Here is a 20,928-nt window from a genome sequence, read left to right on the forward strand (position 1 = left end):
CGGGCGCCACCGGCCCGATCCCTTGAAAACAACAACAAAAAAAGTGCCTGCGCTGCAAGGCTCTCCGGCTTGTTTTTGCAGGCGAAGTGGACTATAGTAGCGGCCATGCCGAGCGGGTGTTTTCCGCCGCCGAACCCGGCGCGACGCACCGCCCGGCCGTCGCTTTCATCGACTGACGCACTCCTTTGCAGGAGAGAGGATCATGAAGAACAAAGCTCTTTTGCTCGGCTCGGCTCTGCTGGCCGCCACCCTGGCGGGCTGCGGCGCCGCCACCATCAATCCCAACTACAGTTCCGCCAATCCCGAATTGATGTTCATCGGGAAGGACGCCCCGGCCGAGAAGCCCGTGGAGAAGCTCAACCTCGGTTCCTACTGCCTCAGCGTATCCGAAAAATGGAAAGTGGACGGCAAGACGCCGGATGGCCAGACCATCTGGACCAAGGACAGCTTCCGCAACGCCATACCGTGCCGGTGAACCGGACGGCTGGCCCCCGCCCCGCAGGTCGGCAGCAATGAACGCATTTTATCGCATTATCGGCGGCCTCGTGGTCGCTCTGGTGGTTGGTTCCGGCCAAGCGCAGGCGCAGCAGCAACGAAAGATCGTCCTCAGCGAGAACCAGTTCAGGGAATCGTTTCTTGAGAAAGTGACGGTCTCCGGCGGCATTCGGGCCGGGTTCATGTACAAGAGCCCCCTGGAGCGGGTCGACGCGCGCCAGCTCTACATCCACCTGCAACGCGATCTCGACGATCCGCAAGCCATGCTGTGCGTGAACATGGTCAGCCGGGACGGCCGGTACGCGGCTTCCTGGCAGTACGCCATCGGCAGCCAGCCGGCGGGCGCGATCAATGTCGATTTGCCCTCGAAATACCAGGAGCAGATGTCGAGCTATTCGCCCGATGCCCTGGTGGTGCTGGCCGGGATCGCCAAGCAGAGCTGTGCCGCGCCGGATTTGAAATACATTCCGGCCAGTTGGGGGGAAGCCCGCGCGGCCGACTATATCCTCTACGTCAACTCGGGCAATACCGACACCATCATCGGCGTTCCCGGCCGCACGGAACGGATTCCCTGTGCCAAGATCGCCGCCGACAACACCATCGCCTACGACACCCAGTGCGTCATCGGCAGGGAAGTGCTGGCCGAGCCCAAGAGCATCTTCCTGGTGCGTAACAGCTTTGGGAACAAACTGCCGAACGTGGAATTTCCCGTGAGATAGGGCGTGGTGCTCCGCAAACCCTGCAAAGGGGCCTTTTCGATCATCCGCAACATCGTCCTGGCCGCTGTCCTCTACGAGCCGGAAAACAGGAAATTCTCCGTTCTGGCCGAGCGCTACCCCAAGACGCTTAACTGCATCACGATTCTCTTCTGTGTCTATCTCGGATTTTTGGTTTTCCTGGTCGCCAAGATCGTCATCAACGCCACTGCCACCGGCTCGTTCATCCTGACCGCCCGCACCGAGCAGATCGAATACCAGCCCGAGAGCATCGCCCCGCCGCGCATTCCCCTGCACAATGCCACCGTGCATTGGGAGGAGGAGAGCACCGAGCGCTTCGATCCCCTGGTCTCGGAGGCATCCGCCTCGAAATCCCTGGCCATTCCAGGCAGCGGTTCCGTGCAGATCCAGGGCAAGTCCCACCTCGTGTTTTCCAGGATCGGCCGGGGAACCCTGCATATCCAGATCAAGAGTTCCAGCCCGGTGGTGGTGTACAACGACAAGGACGAAGCCGTCGCCAACCTGCCGCCCTTCGTCGAACTGGTGCTCAACGATCCCGAGGCCCTGCTCGGCAAGGATATATCGTGGAAATACAATCTCGACGGCCCGCTCATCGTGGGGCGGGTGCCGACCTACGGCGTCCAGCAGTTGAGCGGTTTGCTGATCGACGGGGAAATCCAGATGATCGCCAGGCAGCTGTTGTCCGGCAATCACTACAAGGTCGACCCGTACAAGCTGCAGCTAGGCGATGAGATTCAATTTTTGCCCGAAAATCCCAAGACGAGCGGGATGGTCACTTTCGACACCAACCGCGGCTTGCAGATGGTGGCCATCGTCGAGGCCAACTCGGCGACGGTGAAGAAATTCAGAGCGACCCATATCCAAATCCGGAACAACCTTTGGTCAAAACTGGGCAAGGACGAAGAACTCGTGATCACCTGGGCGGTGCTGCTCACCGTGCCCGGAATGCTGGTCTTTTTGTCGCGGCTTCTCGCCTTTCACGCCCTGCATGTGAAAAAATGAGTAGAATTCCCGCCCTTGCCGTTTGCCTTGTCGCGAGCCTCTCCTGGGCTTGCGCGCTCTTTCCCGGCCCCGGTCCGGCCCTGGCCTCAGATGCCTACATCAGAACCGACAACAACGAGACCGGCCAGGGCGTCTTGCGGCAACGCGGCGAGGAGTGCCTGGTCATCACCCCCTTGCACGTGGTCGACAATGCCCTACAAATCGAGGTCACCCTGGCCGACAAACACCGATATCCTGCGGAGATGATCGAGTCCTTCCCCGGCGATCTCAGCGTGCTCCGGATCGCGGCCGCCGATTCGATCCCGTGCAAGGCCGGCGCCTACTACGCGAACATCCCCCTCGATACCCTGCTGGCGTCCGAAAAGAGCGGCGAATTGCGCACCATGCTCGCGGACGGCAGCATCCGCATCGTTCCGGTCAATATCGTCGGCTACGACCAATTCCGCGCCATCCATATTCTGCCGCAGGACGCCGCCGCCCCCCTGGCCAAGGGCGAAAGCGGCAGCCCGCTCTACATTGGCGGCCGGTTCGCCGGCGTGCTGCTTTCGGTCGCCAACAATGTCGGCAATGTGGTCCGCAGCGATGCCCTGGCCCAGACCGTGGCGCTTTTTTTCGAGGACAGGACCCGGCGGGCGCCTTCCGTCGCCCCGAAGAAAACCGAGGTGTCGGCGACGGAAAAGGCCCTGCGTAAGGAGATGACCGGTAAGGAACAGGAGTTCGGCGGCATCGTCGCCAAGAGCGCGGCGGTCGAGCATACCATCAAATTGGAGGGCAACAGCCCGGTACGGTTGAGTTTCATTCCGACCGGCGATACCGAGCAGTTCAATCTCGAGATCCTGGATTCGGCGCGGTGGATCGTGTACCAGAACAAAAGCCGGCCGCTCAGCGGCACCGATGCCGCCCGCGTCCCGTTCACCCCGCCCAGAAGCGATGTGTACTCGCTGTTCATCATCGGCACCAAGGGGGAGGGGAAATACGCCTTCACGGTGACGCCGATCACCACCAATGCCCGGCTCCGGAGCCCGGCCAATACCCTGCACCTGGGGGGCGGGGCGGCCCAGGGGCTCATCGCCCAGGGAGCGGTGGCCGAATATGGGGTGGCCCTGGAGGAGAACAGCCCGGTTCGGCTGGTCCTGCCGTCCTCGGAAGATCGATTGCGCTATAGCCTGGATATCGTCGATGTTGCCGGCCGGTCCGTGTATCGGGATGCGGCCCGGGTGCACAATGTGGGCGATCCGACCGCCATTGCGTTTACCCCGCCCAAAACGGGCAGGTACACGATCCGGCTCAAGGGCGTCGAGGGGGAAGGGGCCTACGGGCTGCAGCTGTTGCCGATCGCCAGCAATGCCCAGCTGCGCGGCGAGGCCAACGTGCTCGCCATCGGCGGCGCCCAGGCGGAAGGCGGCATCGCCCAGGGGGCGGTGGCCGAATACCGGCTGCAGCTCGAAGCGCTGCAAGCGGTCCGTTTTTATTTTTCAGGAGCCGGAGATTCGGGTAAATACACCATAGAGATTGTCGATTCGGCTGGCGGGCCCGTCTATCTCAATCCCACCAGGCGGTACGATGGCACCGAGTCCTTCGTCCTCCCGTTCGCCGCGCCGAAAACAGACATTTATACCTTGCGCCTGACCGGGACGGACGGCGAATGCAGGTATGCGGTCGGCGTTCGCCAAGGGGCCCGCAAGGATTGAGTCCATCCTCGCTTGCCGAGGCATCCGTACAGAAACGATTGTGAGGGCAGGCTGCCGCGCCTGGATGCCGGCGCAGCAATACCCGGCCCGCCCTCGACGGATCTGCATTTCAGGAGCGCCCAATGGTCCCCCTTCTCCATGACGTCCTCCGTGCGGCCCATCTCCTCTCCCTGCCCGATATCTACATCCGGCTGCGGCAGGTCCTCGACACCCCCGAATACACCGCTGCGGAAGTGGCGGCCGTGATCGAGAAGGATCCGGCAATGACCTTGCGGCTGCTGCGCATCGTCAACAGCTCCCTCTACTCCCTTGCGGCCCGGGTCGATTCGGTCGGCCGGGCCGTCACCCTGCTCGGCAGCCAGCAGATCCACGATTTGGTGCTGGCCACCTCCATCGCCTTGACCTTTAAGGGAATTTCCAGCAATCTCATCGATATGCAGCGGTTTTGGCGTCGGAGCGTCCACTGCGCCGCCGCCTGCCGACACCTGGCGGCCAGGGTAGGGGAATGCGGCCAGGAGCGGCTTTTCGTTGCCGGCCTGCTGCACGATATCGGCCATCTGCTCATGTACCAGGCCATTCCCGGCCTTGCCCAGCAGGCCCTGGTGCGGGCCTTGGCGGACGGCCAGCCGGTGCACATGGTCGAGCGCTCCCTGCTGGGATTCGATTATGCGGTTGTCGGCGGCGAACTCATGCGCCTGTGGGAATTGCCGGAAAATCTGGTGGAATTGGTCCGCTGCCACCTCGAACCGGCACGGGCGCGACACCATCCGGTCGAGACCGCCCTGGTGCATCTCGGCGCGTTGCTGGCCAGGGCGGAACACGAGAACGGCACGTTCGACGAGAGGGCGCTGACCGCCGTGCCCCAGGTCTGGACGACGACCGGGCTCACCCCGGAAGAGTGCCTGGCCATGCGCGAGGCCATCAACCGCGATTTCGAGGCGATCACCCAATTTTTTTTGTGAAGGCATCCGGTGCGAAAGGGCGCGTATCCGTTGGCCGGGCAAGATGTTTGCGCTCTTCGAGCAACGGTCCAATCAACTGGCTGACCGTTGTGGTTCCATTCCGACGTGAAGACGGGCAGGGTCTTATTTGAACCAGAACATCACCGGAAATCCGAAGGCTACGATTGTAGTCCAGGCCGTGTAGGCAGGAAGGTAACCCGCGATCCAGTGTTCAAGTGAAGAAAATGCGCTTGAGCCCTTGAAAAAGCGGATATAGTGCAATGCGATGCCGCACAAGTGACCGAAAACCAATATGTTTGCCCCCAGTACCGCAATTCGATTGGGAGTGAATCCGAAAGACGACAATCGAAACAAGATAGCGGATAAGGCAACAAGGTCAATGATCAGCGTTACGGTGACAAGCGCAATATTCATGAAGTCTCCGGCAGTCTTTTCCTGGTTTGAGCCACGATCTGAGATGGAGAAGACTGAAAGACAGAGAACGATCAAAAGCAATATATTGAAGATTATCAGGAAGTCTCTGCTCGTGTAAGGGCTTTCTCCCTGGATTATCATTGCCACGAGGTACACGATAGTGGTAACGAGAAAAAGAGGAGTAAAAATTTTGGCTAGAATGGGAGCGATTTTGAATCGATTTCCGCTGATTTTATCGATTATTAAAGTGCTGACAATGGGAGCCGCCACAAGACCATAAACAACGATGTTGCTCATGTACAATCTTCCGATATTAATGGATATAATTTTGAATAGCCCTGCGGTAACTCCGATCAATATTGCTCCTCCGATGAGTATCATAATAGTAAATATGAGGAGTTCTCCGTTGTAACGAATATAGTTCATTCGTCCTGTAAAATCTCCATAGCGTCCTGATACGAAAGAGATGCCGAGTAATGACCATAGAAAAAATGGCATGTGAAGGCAGGAGAGAATAAGTGTTTGCGAATTCGAATCGTGTGGCAGAATATTTATGTATATAAGCGAGGTGGCGAACAAGGCCAGAGTCGTTCCTGTTGTCTTGAATGAGGAATTGTTTTGGATCAAAAAATATGCGGCCAATGATATGAAAACAATAAACGACGACTCGCGAATATAAAAAAAACTTTCGTCAATTCCTTTTATTAGATCAGGGATTTTCATTAATGTTCCTGCTGTCAGAGACAGTATAACGGTAAGTATAATGTCTTTTTTGCCTAGAATATCGTTGTTTTTGTTGGATGTGCTGTTGAAAAATGATTGGAAGAAGAGTCGTTCGTGCCAGATTTTAAGGGTGATCGAGTCTGGGTATTGTGAAAACACTTTGGGAAAGGTCTTGGTGAATTCGGCTGGGGATTTCCTGTAAATTAATTCGAGATCCTTCGGGGAATCTAAGGCGCTGACAATCTCTTCCTGCATACTCATTTCGTCAATCTCCAATTGTGCGTACGTGCGATGATTCGCCGCCTTGTCAAGGGCTCGCCAGACATCGGCATGATCAATAGCCATGGCTGCTTGAACCGGTTGACCGGACCGGGTGAAGAGAAGGGGGCAATCTCCGTGGTCCGGTGAGGAAAAAAACTTCAGCAGTTTTGGAGATCCATTGTAACCCGGTGCTATGAAAAAACGATGAAGAGAAAATGAAAAATGACGGTGAAAAAACCTCTTCGGAAGGGGTGTAGGGGGGAAGGCGAGCTTGAAGTACTTTCGTGTATCTGATTCCCATCGAATTTCGGCCAGGCTCGTTCGTCGGCAATCGGCGGTGTTCTTGACGCTCCGGAAAGCCGGTCGATCAAACGGGATCTCTCGCTGCGTTTGAGACAATGTGGGCAGCGGTGTCATTGTCTCAAGCGTTCTCCGGTTGGCATGTGGAGGAATGGAGCGAGGAAAAATCTCAAAAAATTTCAGTGCAATACCTTCAGGGATGAAATCAGCTGCAGTTGGATAGCAATCAGTTTTGTGTAAATGGCACTTGCCTTAAATATTCATCGACCTCTCCTCAAACATGCTGCAGAATTGGTTCAAAGCCATTTTCCATTCCCTGATAGACATGGGCCAAGCCTTGCCATTTTTGCCGCGGTTTGCGCAAAAGTTCCGCGAGCAAGAAACATTCCCCTTGACGGCTACCCGGCGCTTCAGGTAATGAAAAAGCAATATTTTATATTCGCGCCGTTGGCGCAGCCTGTCAACCACCAGGAAAATATGAAGATTTCCTACCGCAACGCCACCAGTTACGTCTGCTCTCTCCTTCTCGTCGTAGACGTAGTCGTCGTGGTACGCGCACCCATAGGGGCGCCGTAGCGGGAAGGTTTTGCTCGATTGAGATGAATCCCCCTGCCGGCGCCAGCCGGCAGGGGTTTTTTTTTGGTTGTTGCATTCGACCCCATATCAGGAGGAATATACCATGCCCAAACTCAGCGGCGCCCAGATCATTATCAACCAATTGGAACGACAAGGGATTCGGTTGGTTGCCGGCATTCCCGGCGGAGCCAACCTACCCCTGTACGACGCCTTGGCCCGCAGCACGACCATCCGCCACGTCCTTGCCCGCCACGAACAGGGCGCGGGGTTCATCGCCCAGGGCATGGCCCGGTCCACCGGCCGGCCGGCGGTCTGTTTCGCCACTTCCGGCCCCGGCGCCACCAACATCCTGACCGCCTTGGCCGACGCCTATCTCGATTCGATCCCGATGGTTTGCATTACCGGCCAGGTTGCCCGTTCCCTGCTCGGCACCGATGCCTTCCAGGAGGTCGATACCTACGGCATGTCCATGCCGATCACCAAGCACAACTACATGGCTCGCTCGGCCGCCGAGCTGCTGACCATCGTGCCCAAGGCCTTCCGTCTGGCCGGGTCGGGCCGGCCCGGTCCGGTGCTGATCGACGTGCCCAAGGACGTGCAGACCGAAATGGTGGAGTTTGCCGCCTGGCCGGAACCCTGTCCGGCCGCCGATCACAGGCCCGGCGATCTGCAATCGGTTGCGCAGGCGGCAGCGATGATCAACGAAGCGGTCCGGCCGGTCCTGTATCTGGGCGGCGGCGTCATCCACGCCGGGGCGGCGGCCGAGGCCAGGCAACTGGCGGAACAATCGTCCATCCCCACGGTCATGACCCTGATGGGATTGGGCATCCTGCCCACAGACCATCCGCTGTCGCTCGGCATGCTTGGCATGCACGCCTGCCGCGCCACCAATCTGGCCATGGAGGAGTGCGATCTGCTGATTGCCGCCGGGGTCCGTTTCGACGACCGAGCCACCGGCCGAATCAACGCCTTTTGTCCGAATGCCAAGATCATTCACGTCGATATCGATGCCAGCGAAATCGGCAAGATACGATTGGCCGACGCGGGCATCACCGGCGATGCCCGGCATGCCTTTACCGGTCTGCTGCCCTTGGTTCAGTCCCGGCCGCGTCGCCAGTGGAACGACCGCATCCAGCAACTGCAAAAGGATTTCCCCCGGTTCCCGCCGCAGAGTTTCGCCCCGGGCAAGCCGTTTCAGCTCATCCGCCGCATTGCCGAGCTGGCCGGTCCCGAAGCCCTGATCAGCACCGATGTCGGCAAGCACCAGATGTGGGTGGCGCAGAGCTATCCCTTTACCGTGCCGCGCCAGCTGCTCACCTCGGGCGGTTTGGGCACCATGGGCTTCGGCCTGCCGGCGGCCATCGGCGCCTCGCTCGCCTTTCCCGACCGACCGGTGGTCTGCTTCAGCGGCGACGGCAGCCTGCAGATGAATATCCAGGAATTGGCCACCGCGGTCGAGCAGCGCACCCCGGTCAAGATCGTGGTGCTCAACAATCAAAGTCTGGGGCTGGTGCGCCAGCAGCAGCGCCTTTTGTACGAACGCCACTATTTTGCCTCCTCCTACGGCATTGCCGTCGATTTCGCCGCCATTGCCCGCGGCTTCGGCATGCGCGCCTTCGACCTCAGCGGCGCCGCCGACTCGGATTGCCTGCTGCGGGAGGCCATGGCCGAACCCGGTCCGTGCCTGATCAACGCGCCGATCGACATCGAAGAGGAAGTAACCCCCATGGTGCCGCCAGGCGCCGCCAACACCACCATGATAGGAGACGATCATGCCAGCAACTGACGCCGGCCACGCCGACCACACCGATCGCATGGCGGCGATGCCCGCCGGTTCCACGACCATCCTGCGCCTGACGGTCAACAACCATCCGGGCGTCATGCTCCAGATCTGCGGCCTTTTCGCCCGCCGCGCCTTCAACCTCGAAGGGATTTTATGCACCGCCATCGGCCGGGGCGACACCAGCCGCATCTGGCTGACGGTCGATGCCACCGATAAACTCGACCAGATCGTCAAGCAACTGGCCAAGCTGGAAGACGTATTGGTGATCGAGGAGCGGCCCGAAGCCCGCGAACAAGTGGGGACCATGGCGGCGATGATGGCTCGCATCGATTGAGAGGAAGGCGGGCGTGTGGCCGGAGCCGTTGACAAACCGGCCGATCCACGCTAGAAAGCGATCAAGGTGTTAAACCGCAACCTCCGCGTATTCAGCAGGATAGCCCCCATGATGAAACGACAGAGCGTGGCCGCGGCGGCGATGAACCCAGTTCATTGGCGACCGCTTGCCGCGTAACCCGCAGCAGAGAAATATTTAAACCGCTCGCCATGGACTGAGACTTCGGTCCATGGCGTTTTTTGGGCAGCCTGGACCGAACGGTTCAGGCTGTTTTGCTTTGGGGACCGCGTCGCCGCGCCCCGCATCCCTGGCGCCGGGCAATCTACAGGAGAACACCATGAGCAACGACGTGACCATCCGCTTTGCCGAACGCATGCAGCAGCTGCCGCCCTATTTGTTCGGCATGATCAACAAAATTAAAATGGAAAAACGGTGGGAAGGCATCGATGTCATCGACCTGGGCATGGGCAATCCCATGGACCCGACTCCGGGCAAGGTGACCGAGAAACTCTGCGAGGTGGCGGTCGATCCCAAGACCCACCGCTATCCGGTCGCCGGCGGCATGAAAAACCTCAAACGGGAGATCGCCCTCTATTACAAACGCAAATACGGGGTGGGGCTGAACGGCGAGGACGACGTCATCTGCACCATCGGCTCCAAGGAGGGCATTTCCCACCTCTGCCTGGCCCTGCTCGGACCGGGCGACACCGTCCTGGTGCCGTCGCCGTTCTTTCCGATCCACGTGTACGCCGCGGTCATCGCCGGGGCCAGCGTGCTCCGCTTCCCTTTGGGTTCGGAAGAGGCGTTTCTCCGCCAGGTGAGCACCATGTGCCAGTCGCTCTATCCCCAGCCGAAATTGGTGATGCTCAATTACCCCCACAACCCCACCGGCACCTTGGCCTCCAGGGACTTTTTCGTCGAGATGATCAAGCTGGCCAAGCGTCACAACTTCATGGTGATCAACGATTTCGCCTACGGCCAGATCATTTACGACGGCCTGGCCGCGCCCTCGCTGCTTGAAATTCCGGGCGCGCTCGAGGTGGGGGTCGAATTCGGCTCCTTTTCCAAATCCTACAACATGGCTGGCTGGCGGTTGGGCTACTGTGTGGGCAACAGGGAGATGGTCGGCGGCCTGGCTAAGATCAAGGGCTATTACGATTACGGCATCTTCTCGGCCATCCAGGTGGCGGGTATCGTGGCCATGCGCGACTGCGACGACACCATTATCGAGCAGGTGGCGATCTACCAGAAGCGGCGGGACGTGCTTTGCGAGGGCTTGGCCCGGATGGGGTGGGAGGTGGAGAAGCCCAGAGCCGGCATGTTCGTCTGGGTGCGCATTCCCGAGCCCTTTGCCGGAATGGGTTCGATCCGCTTTTCCATCGAGATGATGAACCGGGCCAACGTGGCGGTTGCGCCCGGCGCCGGGTTCGGCGAGGAGGGCGACGGCTACCTGCGCCTGGCCCTGGTGGAAAACGAAAACCGCATCCGCCAGGCGCTCAAGCAAATGAAGCGGGCCCTGGTGGAAATCGAGCAGGAGGTCAAGGCCGGGACCTTCGTGCTTGCACCGGCAGGGGCGGCGGCTTAAGCCGCCGGTGGCGCCCGTTTTCTACCCCGTCGTCTCGTTGAGCAAGGCCCGCCAGCGGCGGATGTTCTCCTCGTTCAACTCCCGCTCCTGCTGCCGGTCGAGCACCCGGCCGGCCGGCTGCATGCCGGCATCGTCGCCGACGGTGCCGAACACCATGTTGGCGCCGGTATGGAGCCAGGCCCCGCGGAAAGGGAAAATGCGAAAGGCGCTCAAGAGCCCGACCGCATCCTGGTGCGGCAGCGACTGGTCGAGGATGAAGAAGTGCCCGCCCCCGATGACATCCAGGGCGACAAAACCTCCGGGCGGGTGGAGTTCCCTGATCCAGAAAAGGGAAAACCGGGCCTGGACCATGCCGGCCAGCAGGGCATGCTCGTCGCTGCCCGGCTGGGCGCGTTTGCGGTTGAACATCTGTTGGACCAGGGAGATCCCGCGCGGCTGGTGCATGTAGATCAGGTAATCCTGGAAAATTTCCGCCTCCAGTTCGTGGGCGATGGCCACGCCGGTCCTGCCGTTTTGGCGGCTGAGCATGCCCAGCCGCCGGGCGCAGGACTTGATGTCCTCCTTGCCGGCCAGTCGGGCGATGCGCGCGTGCAGGCCGGACATCAACGGCCATAGGCGCTGGTAGTCGACGATCAGTTGATCGAGATGGGCGGGGACAACGGAACGATCATCCACGGGACAACCTCCGGGCTCGGGTGCGCGGTGAGGGGAAGGTGCGGATCGTTGCCACGGCTCGGTCCGCGTTGGCCGCCAACCATACCATATCTTCGGGTTTTGTACAGGCCGCTGGCACCGTTGGACGCACCCGGCGGCACGGTCGGTCGCAGGAATGCGGTGGACAAGCAGGGGGAAGCGCGCTACAGTTTCGACAAAATGGGAGTCATTCTTTTTTTAAACCAATTCCATAAGCCCATGGCGCACGCATCTTCTCTTTCCCGATACAGCAAAGGCGAGGAAATCGCCAACAGCCTCACCCATGGCCTGGGGGCTCTGCTGGCTGCCGCCGGTCTCGTGGTGCTCATCTGTTTCGCGGCCGCGCACGGAGATGCCTGGCATGTGGTCAGCTGCTCGATCTTCGGCGCCGCCCTGTTTTTGCTCTATCTGGCCTCGACCCTGTATCACGCGGTTTTCCATCCCGGCGCCAAGGCCATCCTGCGCATCCTCGATCACGCGGCCATCCTGGTGCTGATCGCCGGCACCTATACCCCCTTCACCCTGGTCAGCCTGCGGGGACCGTGGGGTTGGAGCCTGTTCGGCCTGATCTGGGGCTTGGCGGTGGCGGGCATCTTGATCGAAACCACCCGGCTCAGGCGGTTTAGGGGCTGGCTGATTGCACTCTACGTGATCATGGGCTGGGCGGTGGTGGCCGCCACCCGGCCGATGGTGGCCAATGTGGCCAGCGGCGGCCTCTGGCTGCTGCTCGCCGGCGGCCTGGCCTACACCGGCGGCATTGCCTTCTATCTGTGGCGGCGCCTGCCGTACCACCACGCCATTTGGCATCTTTTTGTCCTGGCCGGCAGTGTTCTGCACTATTTCGCCGTGCTCTTCTATGTCATCCCGCCGGCAGGCGGCCCGGGATGACGAGGCCGGTCGAGGCGGGCCAAGGTGAGCGCCCGACAGATCACGACAAGGAAGCACCCATGACCGATGACAGCGCCTTCCTGCAGGCCCTCAAAAAACACATCGAGGCGAAACAGCTCTCCCTGCCGATCTTCGATCCCGTTTCCATGCGTCTTCAGCAGGAACTGCTGAAAAAGGATCCCAGTCTGGCAGCCATCGAAAAACTGATCTGCGCCGATCAGTCGCTCTCCAGCCAACTGCTCAAGATCGCCAACTCATCGGTCTACCGGGGGCTGGTCGACAGCACCACCGTCCGTTCCGCCCTGATCCGGCTGGGCATTTCGGAAGTGTTCCGGATCGTGCTGACCAATGTCAGCCGGAAATCGTTCAGCGACCGCGATCGCCAGATCGACGGCATCATGAAAAGACTGTGGCAGCATTCCATGGGCTGCGCCTTTGCCGCCGGCATGCTCTCCAACAGCCTCGATTTCGGCGTTTTTCAGCAGGAGGCCTTCTTCGCCGGCCTGCTGCACGACATCGGCAAGCTGCTTATCCTGAAGGTGATTTCCGATAAAAAACGGACCAGCAAGGCCCTGAACGTCGGCGTGCCCTTGCTGCTCGAAGCCATGGACCAGCTCCACGCCGAGCAGGGCTACCGGTTGTTGTGCCAGATCCAAATGCCGGAGACCTTTGCCCTGGTCGCCCGCGACCACCATCTCGAGGAATTCGCTTCCGACAACTACATCCTCATCCTGGTGCGCATCGCCAACCATATCTGCCATCAGATGGGCATCGGCCTGCGGCACGACCCGGACCTCGACCTGCTGGCGCTGCCGGAGGCGGTCCACCTGGGCCTTTCCCGCACCGAGGTGGACAATGTGCAGGATTTCCTGGCCACCACCTCCGGCCTCTTCGCCTGAACCGCAAGCCGTAGCCTACTCCGCCCCGCCGGCGGGCAATGGTTGCGGCGCCTCCCCGTGAAACGAATTCTCATCCTCGATCGGTTCGAGATGGGTGGTGATGTTCGCCTCGCCCAGGGCTTGGCCCAGCGCCTGCTCGAAATCCTCGGCCAGGTGGTGGGCATCGTGGACCGTCCAGTCGCCGGGCACCAGCACGTGCACGGAAATGAAACGCTGGGCCGCCGCCTGCCGGGTGCGCAAGGCGTGGAAGGCCACCCCCTTGGCCCTGAATGCCGTCATTGTCCGCTCGATCGTCTCCTGCTCCTCCGCCGGCAGGCCCGCATCCATCAAGCCGTCCACTGACCGCCGGATCAAGGCGATCCCCGTCCACACGATATTGGCACTGACCAGCAGGGCCACGATCGGGTCCAGCTCCGACCATCCGGTCACCATCACCAAACCGATCCCGACCACGACCCCGGCCGATGTCACCACGTCGGTGAACAGGTGCCGGCCATCGGCCTCGAGGGTGATCGAATTGTACCGCCGGCCCGCGTTGAGCAGGATGCGCGCCACCACCAGATTGATCGCCGACGCCGCCACCGAAACCGCCAGACCGATGCCGATCTGCTCCAGGGGACGCGGGTGGAGGAGCCGCTCGATGGCGGTGACGGCGATTCCCCCCGCAGCCAGGATGATGAGCGCCCCCTCGGTGCCGCTGGAAAAGTATTCCGCCTTGCCGTGGCCGGATGGGTGCTTGTCGTCGGCGGCCTGCGCTGCCCACGACAGCATCCCCAGAGCCATCAGGGCGCCGAAGAGATTGACCACCGACTCGACCGCATCGGAAAGCAACCCTACCGACCCGGTCATCAGGTAGGCCGTCAGTTTCAGAAGAATGGTGGCGATGGCCGCCGCAATGGAGATCCAGGCATAACGGGTCAGGGGCGGCCGCTGGGCTGTCATCTCTTGCCTCCTTGAAAAACGCGTGATTGCACAGGGGTACGGCGACGACGGGCGTGCTCGGACGTCCGGCGGCTGCCATGGTGGGGACCGCGTTGAACCTACCACAGAGGCAGGGCTTCGTCAAAAGGAGGCCGTCGATCCGGGGAGATATCCCATGAGCATGGGACCGGGCAAGGCTGGGAGAGGGGGCGTGGCGGCAAAGGGGAAAAAAGAAAGGGCGGCCCGCGGGTTGCCGGGGCCGCCCTTGGGCTCAATTGCGGAGCACCTGGGCCATCTCCCGGGCAATGGCCAACTCCTCGTTGGTGGGAATGACAAATATCCGAACCGTGCTGTCCGGGGCGCTGATGCAGCGTGCCTCCTTCGAGCGCTGCCAGTTGCGTTCCGGGTCGAGCCGTATCCCGAACGCCTCCAGCCCTTTGAGCGATTCGGCGCGGACAATGGGATCGTTCTCGCCGATGCCGGCGGTGAACACGATGCCGTCCACTCGGCCGAGCACCGCCATGAAGGCGCCGATGTACTTGCGGGTGCGGTAGGTCTGGACCTCCACCGCCAGCTTGGCCCGGACATCGCCTTCGGCCGCGGCCTTGTGGATGTCGCGCATGTCGTTCATGCCGCACAATCCCTTGAGCCCGGATTCCTTGTTGAGCAGGGCGTCAATGGCTTCCAGCTCCATCCCCTTGTTCTGCTTCAAAAACAGATGCAGGGCCGGATCGACGTCGCCGGAGCGGGTGCCCATCACCAGCCCTTCCAGCGGGGTCATGCCCAGCGAGGTGTCGACGCTGCGCCCGTTTTCGATCGCGGTCATGGAGCAGCCGTTGCCGAGGTGGACGGTGATCAGGTTGCACTCGGGCAGTTGTTTGCCGAGCAGGCGGGCGCATTCCCCGGCCACGAACCGGTGCGAGGTGCCGTGGAAGCCGTAGCGGCGCACCCGGTCGGTTTCGTAGAGCTCGTAGGGGATGGCGTAGAGGTAGGCCCTGGGCGGCATGGTTTGGTGGAAGGCGGTGTCGAAGACCGCCACCTGGGGCACATGGGGAAAGATCTCCATGGCCACCCGGATGCCGTCCAGGTTGGCCGGATTGTGCAGGGGGGCCAGGGGGATGTTGCGCTCCAGGGCCTGGAGCACCGGATCGGTGATCCGCATCGATCCGCTGAAGTCCTCGCCGCCGTGCACCACCCGGTGGCCGATGGCGCCGATTTCCGCGACATTGCAGATCACGCCGTCGGTCTTGTCGGTCAGGGTGGCGATCACCAGTTGCATGCCGCTGCGGTGGTCCGGAATGGGCTGTTCGATCACCGAGTCCAGTTCGTCGCTGGTGCCCGGAAAGGCGGTGTTCTTCAACCGGCCACCGGCCTCGCCGATCCGCTCGACCAGGCCAGTGGCCAGCACGGTTTCGGACGCGCTCTCGATCACTTGGTATTTAATCGATGAACTCCCGGAATTGACGATGAAAAATTTCATGATGCCGTTCCTTGCGCAAGTCGTTTAGTGGTGTTTGGCCACCTGGGCCTGGATGGCGGTCAGGGCCACGGTATCGACGATGTCCTGGACCGTGCAGCCCCGCGACAGGTCGTTGACCGGTTTGTTCAGGCCCTGGAGGACCGGGCCCATGGCCACGGCATTGGCCGCGCGCTGCACCGCCTTGTAGGTGTTGTTGCCGGTGTTGAGGTCGGGGAAGATGAACACCGTTGCCCGGCCGGCCACCTGGGAATCCGGCGATTTGAGCGCCGCGACCTCGGTGTCGAAGGCCGCGTCGTACTGGAGGGGACCTTCCAGGGGATAATCGAGGCCGCGCTCGGCTATCAACTGCTTGGCAATGGCGGTGGCCTCGACCACCTTGTCCACATCCTCGCCCGAGCCGGAGGAGCCGGTGGAATAACTGAGCAGGGCCACCCGCGGCTCGATGCCGTAGATTCTGGCGGTTTCCGCGGAGCTGATCGCGATTTCCGCCAACTGGCGGGCATCGGGGTTGGGCACCACGGCGCAGTCGCCGAAGGCCAGGATCTTGGATTGCAGGCACATGATGAAGATCGAGGAGACCACCGAGACCCCGGGTTTGGTCTTGATGAACTCGAAGGCCGGCCGGATGGTTTGGGCGGTGGTGGTGACCGAGCCGCTGACCATGCCGTCGGCCAGCCCCTTGTGCACCATCATGGTACCGAAATAGGTGGGATCGGACATCCGATCGCGGGCCACGTCCATGACGATGCCGCGATGCTTGCGGATGTCGAAATAGGTCTGCACGAAATCGTCGTAATACTCCGAGGTGGTCGGGTCGACGATCGCCGCGCCTTCGATGTTGAGATTGAGCTTGGAGGCCTTGGCCCGGATTTCGTCCGCCTTGCCCAAAAGGGTGATCTCGGCGATGCCCCGGCGCAGGATGATGTCGGTGGCGTTGAGGATGCGTTCGCCCGTTCCCTCGGGCAGGACGATGCGCTGCTTGTCGCGCGAGGCCTTTTCCACCAGCGAATATTCGAACATGCGCGGGGTGATCCGGGTGGAGCGCTGGGCCACGATCCGCTTGGTGAGCTCGGGCACGTTGACATACTTGGCGAACCAGCCCAGGGCGGTGGCGATCCGCTTGTCGTCGGTGGGCTCGATCCGGCCGTAGAGTTCGTTGACGCTCTGCACCGTGTCGTAGGTGTGCGATTCGACGAACAGCACCGGCACCGGGATGCCGGTCCACCCCTGGATCAGCCGTTGGACGCTGGGGCTGAGCTCGATGCCGCCGGTGATGAGGATGCCCGAAATGTTGGGATAGGCCGAGGATATCCGGCTGGCGAGGCTGGCGATGACGATGTCGGACCGGTCGCCGGGGGTGATGATCAGGCTGCCTTCCTTGAGGTATTCCAGGAAGTTGCTGATCTGCATCGCCGCCACCAGGTAATTGCTCACCAGGTTGAGCATGCTGGGTTTGCCGTACAGCACCTCGGCGCCGAGCCAGCGCTTGACGTCGTCGATGGTCGGGTTGCCCAGGGCGCGGTTTTCCGGAATCACATACAGGGGATACGGCCGGCCGAACTGCTCGCGGCATTTGGCGTTGCTGGCGGTGTCGCGGAGGAAGGTCTCCGGGGCGCGGTTGATGATGCAGGCGGCGATATCCACCCCCTTTTCCTCCAGGGTGTCGATGGTGATCGCGGTCAGGGTGCAGATTTCCTCGGTGGATTTGTCGCGGCCCGAGGCGATGAGCAGCACCGGCGCGCCGAGGTTGGCGGCGATGTTGGCGTTGAGATCCAGTTCGAAGCCCGGGTCCTTGCCCTGAAAATCGGTGCCCTCGCAGAGGACGAAGTCGTATTTGGCCTCGAGCTGCTTGTATTTTTTGAGGATGTTCTCGTAGAGAATCTCCTCCTGGCCCGAGGTGATCAGCTGCCGCGCCTGGCTCAGGGTGTAGGCGTGGGTGTCGGTGTATTCGATATCGAGCTTGAAGTACTTGAGCACCAGGTTGAGATCGTGGTCGATCCGCCCGAAAACATGGTCGTTGATGATCGGGCGGAAAAAAGCGATCCGGCTGATTTCCTTCAGGATCACTTGCATGACGCCGAGAATGATGGCCGATTTACCGCTGCGTTCCTCGGCCGCGGTCACATAGAGATTGTTCGCCATGGCAGGTGCACCTCGTTTTGCCGCCGGGTTGGGCGGGATCGGGGGTGAATCGGAAAAAAGAATCGGTCCCGGTGGCACTGCTCCGGGACCGACTCGTATTTATGTGCTTTAACTGTAAGACGATTTGGACGTTCTCTCAAATTAAAATGCGGCATTGCCGCCGTTTGAGAGTCAACTCCCCGGTTTTTCCGGGGAAGATGGCAACTGTTCGGCCAGAATCTCCACCGTGTGCCGCACCCGGACCGGGGCGCCGTCCTGGTCCATGCCGCCCCGGATCTGCATGACGCAGCCCGGGCAGTCCATGGCCGCAATCGGAGCGCCGCTGTCCTTGATGTTCTTGAGTTTTCGTTGCAAAATCGGGGCCGATATCTCCGGCAGCTTGAGCGAGTAGGAGCCGCCCATGCCGCAGCAGGTGTCGCACTCGAACATCTCGGTGAGTTCGTACCCCGCCTGTCGCAGCAGTTGCCGCGGTGGCTGGTCCGCCTTCAAGGTCCGCTTGAGATGGCAGGAATCGTGATAGGTGATGGCACCCAACGCCTGGCCCTGCTTGAAGCTCAGGCGGCCCTGGTCCACCAATTTTTTCGCCAAGGTGGAGAAATCGACGGTCTTGGCGGCCAGTTCGCGGGCCTGCGGCAGCCACTGGGACTCGCCCAAGCTTTCGAAGGTGGCGATGAATTCATGGTCCAGGGCCACGGTGCAGGTCGGGCAGGCCGAGATTACGTAGTCGGCCCGTTCGGCCAACAGGGCCTTGATGTTGTCGGCCGCGTTGCGGGCCGCCACCTCGTAGGCGCCGTTGTACCGGGCCGGTGCCCCGCAGCAGGTCTGGTCGTCCGGGAACAGCACCTCGATGCCGGCGTGGTTGAGGAGCTTGACCAGTGCCTCGCCCATCTCGGGATAGGCGAAGTCGATCAGGCAGCCGGCGTAGAAGACCGCCTTCTCCTTGAGCCCTTGCGGCTGTTCGATGGCGGGGAACAGGTCGCGGAAGGGCTTGGCGGCAATGGCCGGCAGGCTGCGGCCGTCGGTGAGGTCGGCCAGGAACATCGGCAGGTGGCGGATGAACTTGGTCCCCTTGGCAAAGGGTTTGGCGGCCACCGAGGCGGCCCGGAGCAGACCGTGGAACATCCGGCGGTTGTTGACCACCGAAAAGATCGACTTCTGCGCCAGCCCCATGCCCTGTTCCTTGACCAGCCGCCGCCGGATTTCCATGATCAGGCCGGGGATGTCGATCCGGCCCGGACAGACGTCCTTGCAGGCCCCGCACTGGATGCACAGGCCCTGAATCTCCTCCGAGCTTTTCAACTCGTCGTACCAGGCGGTGAGAATGGTGCCGATGCCGCCGGTGTAGACCTTGCCGAAGACATGCCCGCCCACCAGGCGGAAGATCGGGCAGACATTGAGACAGGAGGCGCAGCGGATGCACTGCAGGGCCTCTTTGAACATCGGATCGGCGGCCATGGCGCTGCGGCGGTTGTCCATGAGGACGATGTGCAGCTCCTTGGGCGAGCCGTCGCTGTTGGGCGTCGGCCCGGTGATGATCGAGACGTAGCTGGTGAGCAACTGGGCGGTGGCGCTGCGGGGCAGGGCCTTGAGAATCGGGGCGATGTCGCTGAACCGGGCCACCAGCTTCTCGATCCCGATCACGGCGATGTGGACCTTGGGCAGCGAGGTGACCAGGCGGGCGTTGCCCTCGTTGGTCACCAGCGCGATCGAGCCGGTTTCGGCCACGGCGATGTTGGCGCCGGAGATGCCCATCTCGGCCCGGAGAAACTTGGGCCGCATCTCGCCCCGCGCCACCTTGACCAGGCGGGGAATGTCCGAGGCGAGCCGCTCGTCGACCTCCTTGGAAAAGAGTTCGGCCACCTCCTCCTTGGTCATGTGGATGGCGGGCATGACCATGTGCGACGGGGTTTGCCCGGCCAACTGGATGATCCACTCGCCGAGATCGGTCTCGTTGACCTCGATCCCGGCCTTTTCCAGAAAGGCGTTGAGGTGGATTTCCTCGGTGGCCATGGACTTGGATTTGACGATCGATGTCACCCCGTTGTCGCGGGCCACCTTGAGAATGTATTGCCGCACCTCGGCCGGGTCGTCGGTGCAGAACACCTTGGCCCCCCTGGCCTCGGCGTTTTTGCGGAACAGTTCGGCCAACTCGGCCAGATGGGAGGCGGCGGAGCCCTTCAGCTCGGCGATCCGGCCCCGCAACTCCTCGAAATCGATTCCTTCGTAGGCCTTGGCCCGGTTGACCTTGTAGGCCTCGGAAAACTTGCCCAGGGCCCCGGTGAGATTAGCGTTGTGCAGGGCGCGGTCGATGGATGCCTTGAATTCTTGCTGCATCAGAGGGTTCCTCCCATCCGGTCGATGAAGACGATGACCAGCCGCTCGGGCCCGTGGACTCCGATGGTCAGGACCCGCTCGATATCGGCGGTCCGGCTCGGGCCGGTGATCATGGCGATATAGGCGGCCTGCTCCGGCCGGATGTCGGCCAGCCAGGCCGGCATGTCCGGCCGCAGGCCGTCGGTTTCGATCAGGGCGACATGGACGGACGGCAAGGTGGAAACCAGCCGTTTGTCGATGGCGGTGGCATCCTGCACCAGGGTGCCGGTGTCGGCCAGGGCCCAGTCGACCTGACTGATGCCGACCTTGGCCGCCGCGGCCCGCTCCCGGGTCACCTCGAACGAGAGCCCGGGAATCGCGGCCAGCTGCGACCGGTCCACCCGGTCCAGGAAGGGGCAGGAGGCGACAACCCCGTACTGTCCGTCCCGGTCGGCCACGCCCTGGTCCCGAAGAAAGCCGACGAGAAAGGACAAGGCCTCGGCCTCGGAGGCGAAGCGATGCACCTCGGCGCTCACGCTTTCTGCTCTCGATTTGAACTGTTCGTACATTTTTCCTCCCTCCGGGGATGCGTCCCCGGTGTCTCCGGTCCACCCGGCAACCGCCCTTGCGTCCTGCGCTCGAAGATATCGGTCAGCCGGGTTTGTGAAATTTGTAAAACAAAATTTTTAGTCACCATATTTCATCCTATTGCCCCTTGTCAACATGCTT

General features: G+C 61.4%; 18 protein-coding genes. 11 read left to right on the top strand and 7 right to left on the bottom strand.

Features of this window, described 5'->3' with window-relative positions:
* Nucleotides 1-202 precede the first annotated feature (202 nt).
* The 5 genes from RMR13_RS11550 (at nucleotide 203) to RMR13_RS11570 (ending at nucleotide 4,887) form a co-directional block, all read left to right on the top strand.
* Nucleotides 203-475, top strand: a complete 273-nt coding sequence (locus tag RMR13_RS11550; protein ID WP_310600779.1) for a hypothetical protein — start codon at nucleotides 203-205, stop codon at nucleotides 473-475.
* Nucleotides 476-512: 37 nt separating this feature from the next.
* Nucleotides 513-1,214, top strand: a complete 702-nt coding sequence (locus tag RMR13_RS11555; RefSeq protein ID WP_310600780.1) for a hypothetical protein — start codon at nucleotides 513-515, stop codon at nucleotides 1,212-1,214.
* A gap of 3 nt (nucleotides 1,215-1,217) precedes the next feature.
* Nucleotides 1,218-2,234: a hypothetical protein gene (locus RMR13_RS11560; protein WP_310600781.1), complete on the top strand. Its 1,017-nt coding sequence runs from the start codon at nucleotides 1,218-1,220 to the stop codon at nucleotides 2,232-2,234.
* Nucleotides 2,231-3,925 carry a trypsin-like peptidase domain-containing protein gene (locus tag RMR13_RS11565; RefSeq protein WP_310600782.1) on the top strand — a complete coding sequence of 565 codons (1,695 nt, stop codon included), beginning with the start codon at nucleotides 2,231-2,233 and terminating at the stop codon, nucleotides 3,923-3,925. The genes RMR13_RS11560 and RMR13_RS11565 overlap by 4 nt, the downstream gene beginning before the upstream one ends.
* A gap of 122 nt (nucleotides 3,926-4,047) precedes the next feature.
* Nucleotides 4,048-4,887 (top strand): HDOD domain-containing protein, encoded by an 840-nt coding sequence (locus tag RMR13_RS11570; protein ID WP_310600783.1) that lies wholly within the window; start codon nucleotides 4,048-4,050, stop codon nucleotides 4,885-4,887.
* A gap of 123 nt (nucleotides 4,888-5,010) precedes the next feature.
* Here the strand turns inward: RMR13_RS11570 and RMR13_RS11575 are convergent, their stop codons facing one another.
* On the bottom strand, nucleotides 5,011-6,702 hold the full coding sequence (locus RMR13_RS11575) for a hypothetical protein (protein ID WP_310600784.1): 1,692 nt from the start codon (nucleotides 6,700-6,702) through the stop codon (nucleotides 5,011-5,013).
* Between the two features lie 123 nt (nucleotides 6,703-6,825).
* On the opposite strand from RMR13_RS11575, the gene RMR13_RS11580 reads away from it, so the two are divergent.
* From RMR13_RS11580 to RMR13_RS11595, 4 genes are all read left to right on the top strand, one after another.
* Entirely contained in the window at nucleotides 6,826-7,161 is a 336-nt protein-coding gene (locus RMR13_RS11580; RefSeq protein ID WP_310600785.1) for a hypothetical protein, read from the top strand.
* A gap of 103 nt (nucleotides 7,162-7,264) precedes the next feature.
* The gene (gene ilvB, locus RMR13_RS11585; protein WP_310600786.1) at nucleotides 7,265-8,947 is read left to right on the top strand and encodes an acetolactate synthase large subunit; all 1,683 of its coding nucleotides are present in this window, start codon (nucleotides 7,265-7,267) and stop codon (nucleotides 8,945-8,947) included.
* A 28-nt stretch (nucleotides 8,948-8,975) separates the two neighbouring features.
* Nucleotides 8,976-9,278 (top strand): ACT domain-containing protein, encoded by a 303-nt coding sequence (locus tag RMR13_RS11590; RefSeq protein ID WP_409070288.1) that lies wholly within the window; start codon nucleotides 8,976-8,978, stop codon nucleotides 9,276-9,278.
* 337 nt (nucleotides 9,279-9,615) lie between these two features.
* Entirely contained in the window at nucleotides 9,616-10,863 is a 1,248-nt protein-coding gene (locus RMR13_RS11595; RefSeq protein WP_310600787.1) for an aminotransferase class I/II-fold pyridoxal phosphate-dependent enzyme, read from the top strand.
* 21 nt (nucleotides 10,864-10,884) lie between these two features.
* Here RMR13_RS11595 and RMR13_RS11600 read toward each other — a convergent pair whose 3' ends face one another.
* Complete coding sequence (locus RMR13_RS11600) at nucleotides 10,885-11,538, bottom strand: hypothetical protein (protein WP_310600788.1); 654 nt, start codon at nucleotides 11,536-11,538, stop codon at nucleotides 10,885-10,887.
* A 237-nt stretch (nucleotides 11,539-11,775) separates the two neighbouring features.
* Here RMR13_RS11600 and trhA point away from each other — a divergent pair, with 237 nt between their 5' ends.
* Both trhA and RMR13_RS11610 read left to right on the top strand, forming a co-directional pair.
* On the top strand, nucleotides 11,776-12,444 hold the full coding sequence (gene trhA, locus RMR13_RS11605) for a PAQR family membrane homeostasis protein TrhA (RefSeq protein ID WP_409070289.1): 669 nt from the start codon (nucleotides 11,776-11,778) through the stop codon (nucleotides 12,442-12,444).
* Nucleotides 12,445-12,503: 59 nt separating this feature from the next.
* On the top strand, nucleotides 12,504-13,343 hold the full coding sequence (locus RMR13_RS11610) for an HDOD domain-containing protein (protein WP_310600790.1): 840 nt from the start codon (nucleotides 12,504-12,506) through the stop codon (nucleotides 13,341-13,343).
* A 15-nt stretch (nucleotides 13,344-13,358) separates the two neighbouring features.
* Here RMR13_RS11610 and RMR13_RS11615 read toward each other — a convergent pair whose 3' ends face one another.
* The 5 genes from RMR13_RS11615 to RMR13_RS11635 form a co-directional block, all read right to left on the bottom strand.
* Nucleotides 13,359-14,285 carry a cation diffusion facilitator family transporter gene (locus RMR13_RS11615; RefSeq protein ID WP_310600791.1) on the bottom strand — a complete coding sequence of 309 codons (927 nt, stop codon included), beginning with the start codon at nucleotides 14,283-14,285 and terminating at the stop codon, nucleotides 13,359-13,361.
* A gap of 250 nt (nucleotides 14,286-14,535) precedes the next feature.
* Nucleotides 14,536-15,744 (bottom strand): acetate kinase, encoded by a 1,209-nt coding sequence (locus RMR13_RS11620; RefSeq protein ID WP_310600792.1) that lies wholly within the window; start codon nucleotides 15,742-15,744, stop codon nucleotides 14,536-14,538.
* A gap of 24 nt (nucleotides 15,745-15,768) precedes the next feature.
* Entirely contained in the window at nucleotides 15,769-17,886 is a 2,118-nt protein-coding gene (pta, locus tag RMR13_RS11625) for a phosphate acetyltransferase (RefSeq protein ID WP_310600793.1), read from the bottom strand.
* 171 nt (nucleotides 17,887-18,057) lie between these two features.
* Nucleotides 18,058-20,220, bottom strand: coding sequence for an L-lactate dehydrogenase (quinone) large subunit LdhH (gene ldhH, locus RMR13_RS11630; protein ID WP_310600794.1), 2,163 nt, complete (start codon nucleotides 20,218-20,220; stop codon nucleotides 18,058-18,060).
* Nucleotides 20,220-20,768, bottom strand: a complete 549-nt coding sequence (locus RMR13_RS11635; RefSeq protein ID WP_310600795.1) for a lactate utilization protein — start codon at nucleotides 20,766-20,768, stop codon at nucleotides 20,220-20,222. The genes ldhH and RMR13_RS11635 overlap by 1 nt, the downstream gene beginning before the upstream one ends.
* Between the last annotated feature and the right edge of the window lie 160 nt (nucleotides 20,769-20,928).

Origin of the sequence: Desulfobulbus sp. (assembly GCF_031547805.1) — a bacterium.
Lineage (GTDB): Bacteria > Desulfobacterota > Desulfobulbia > Desulfobulbales > Desulfobulbaceae > Desulfobulbus.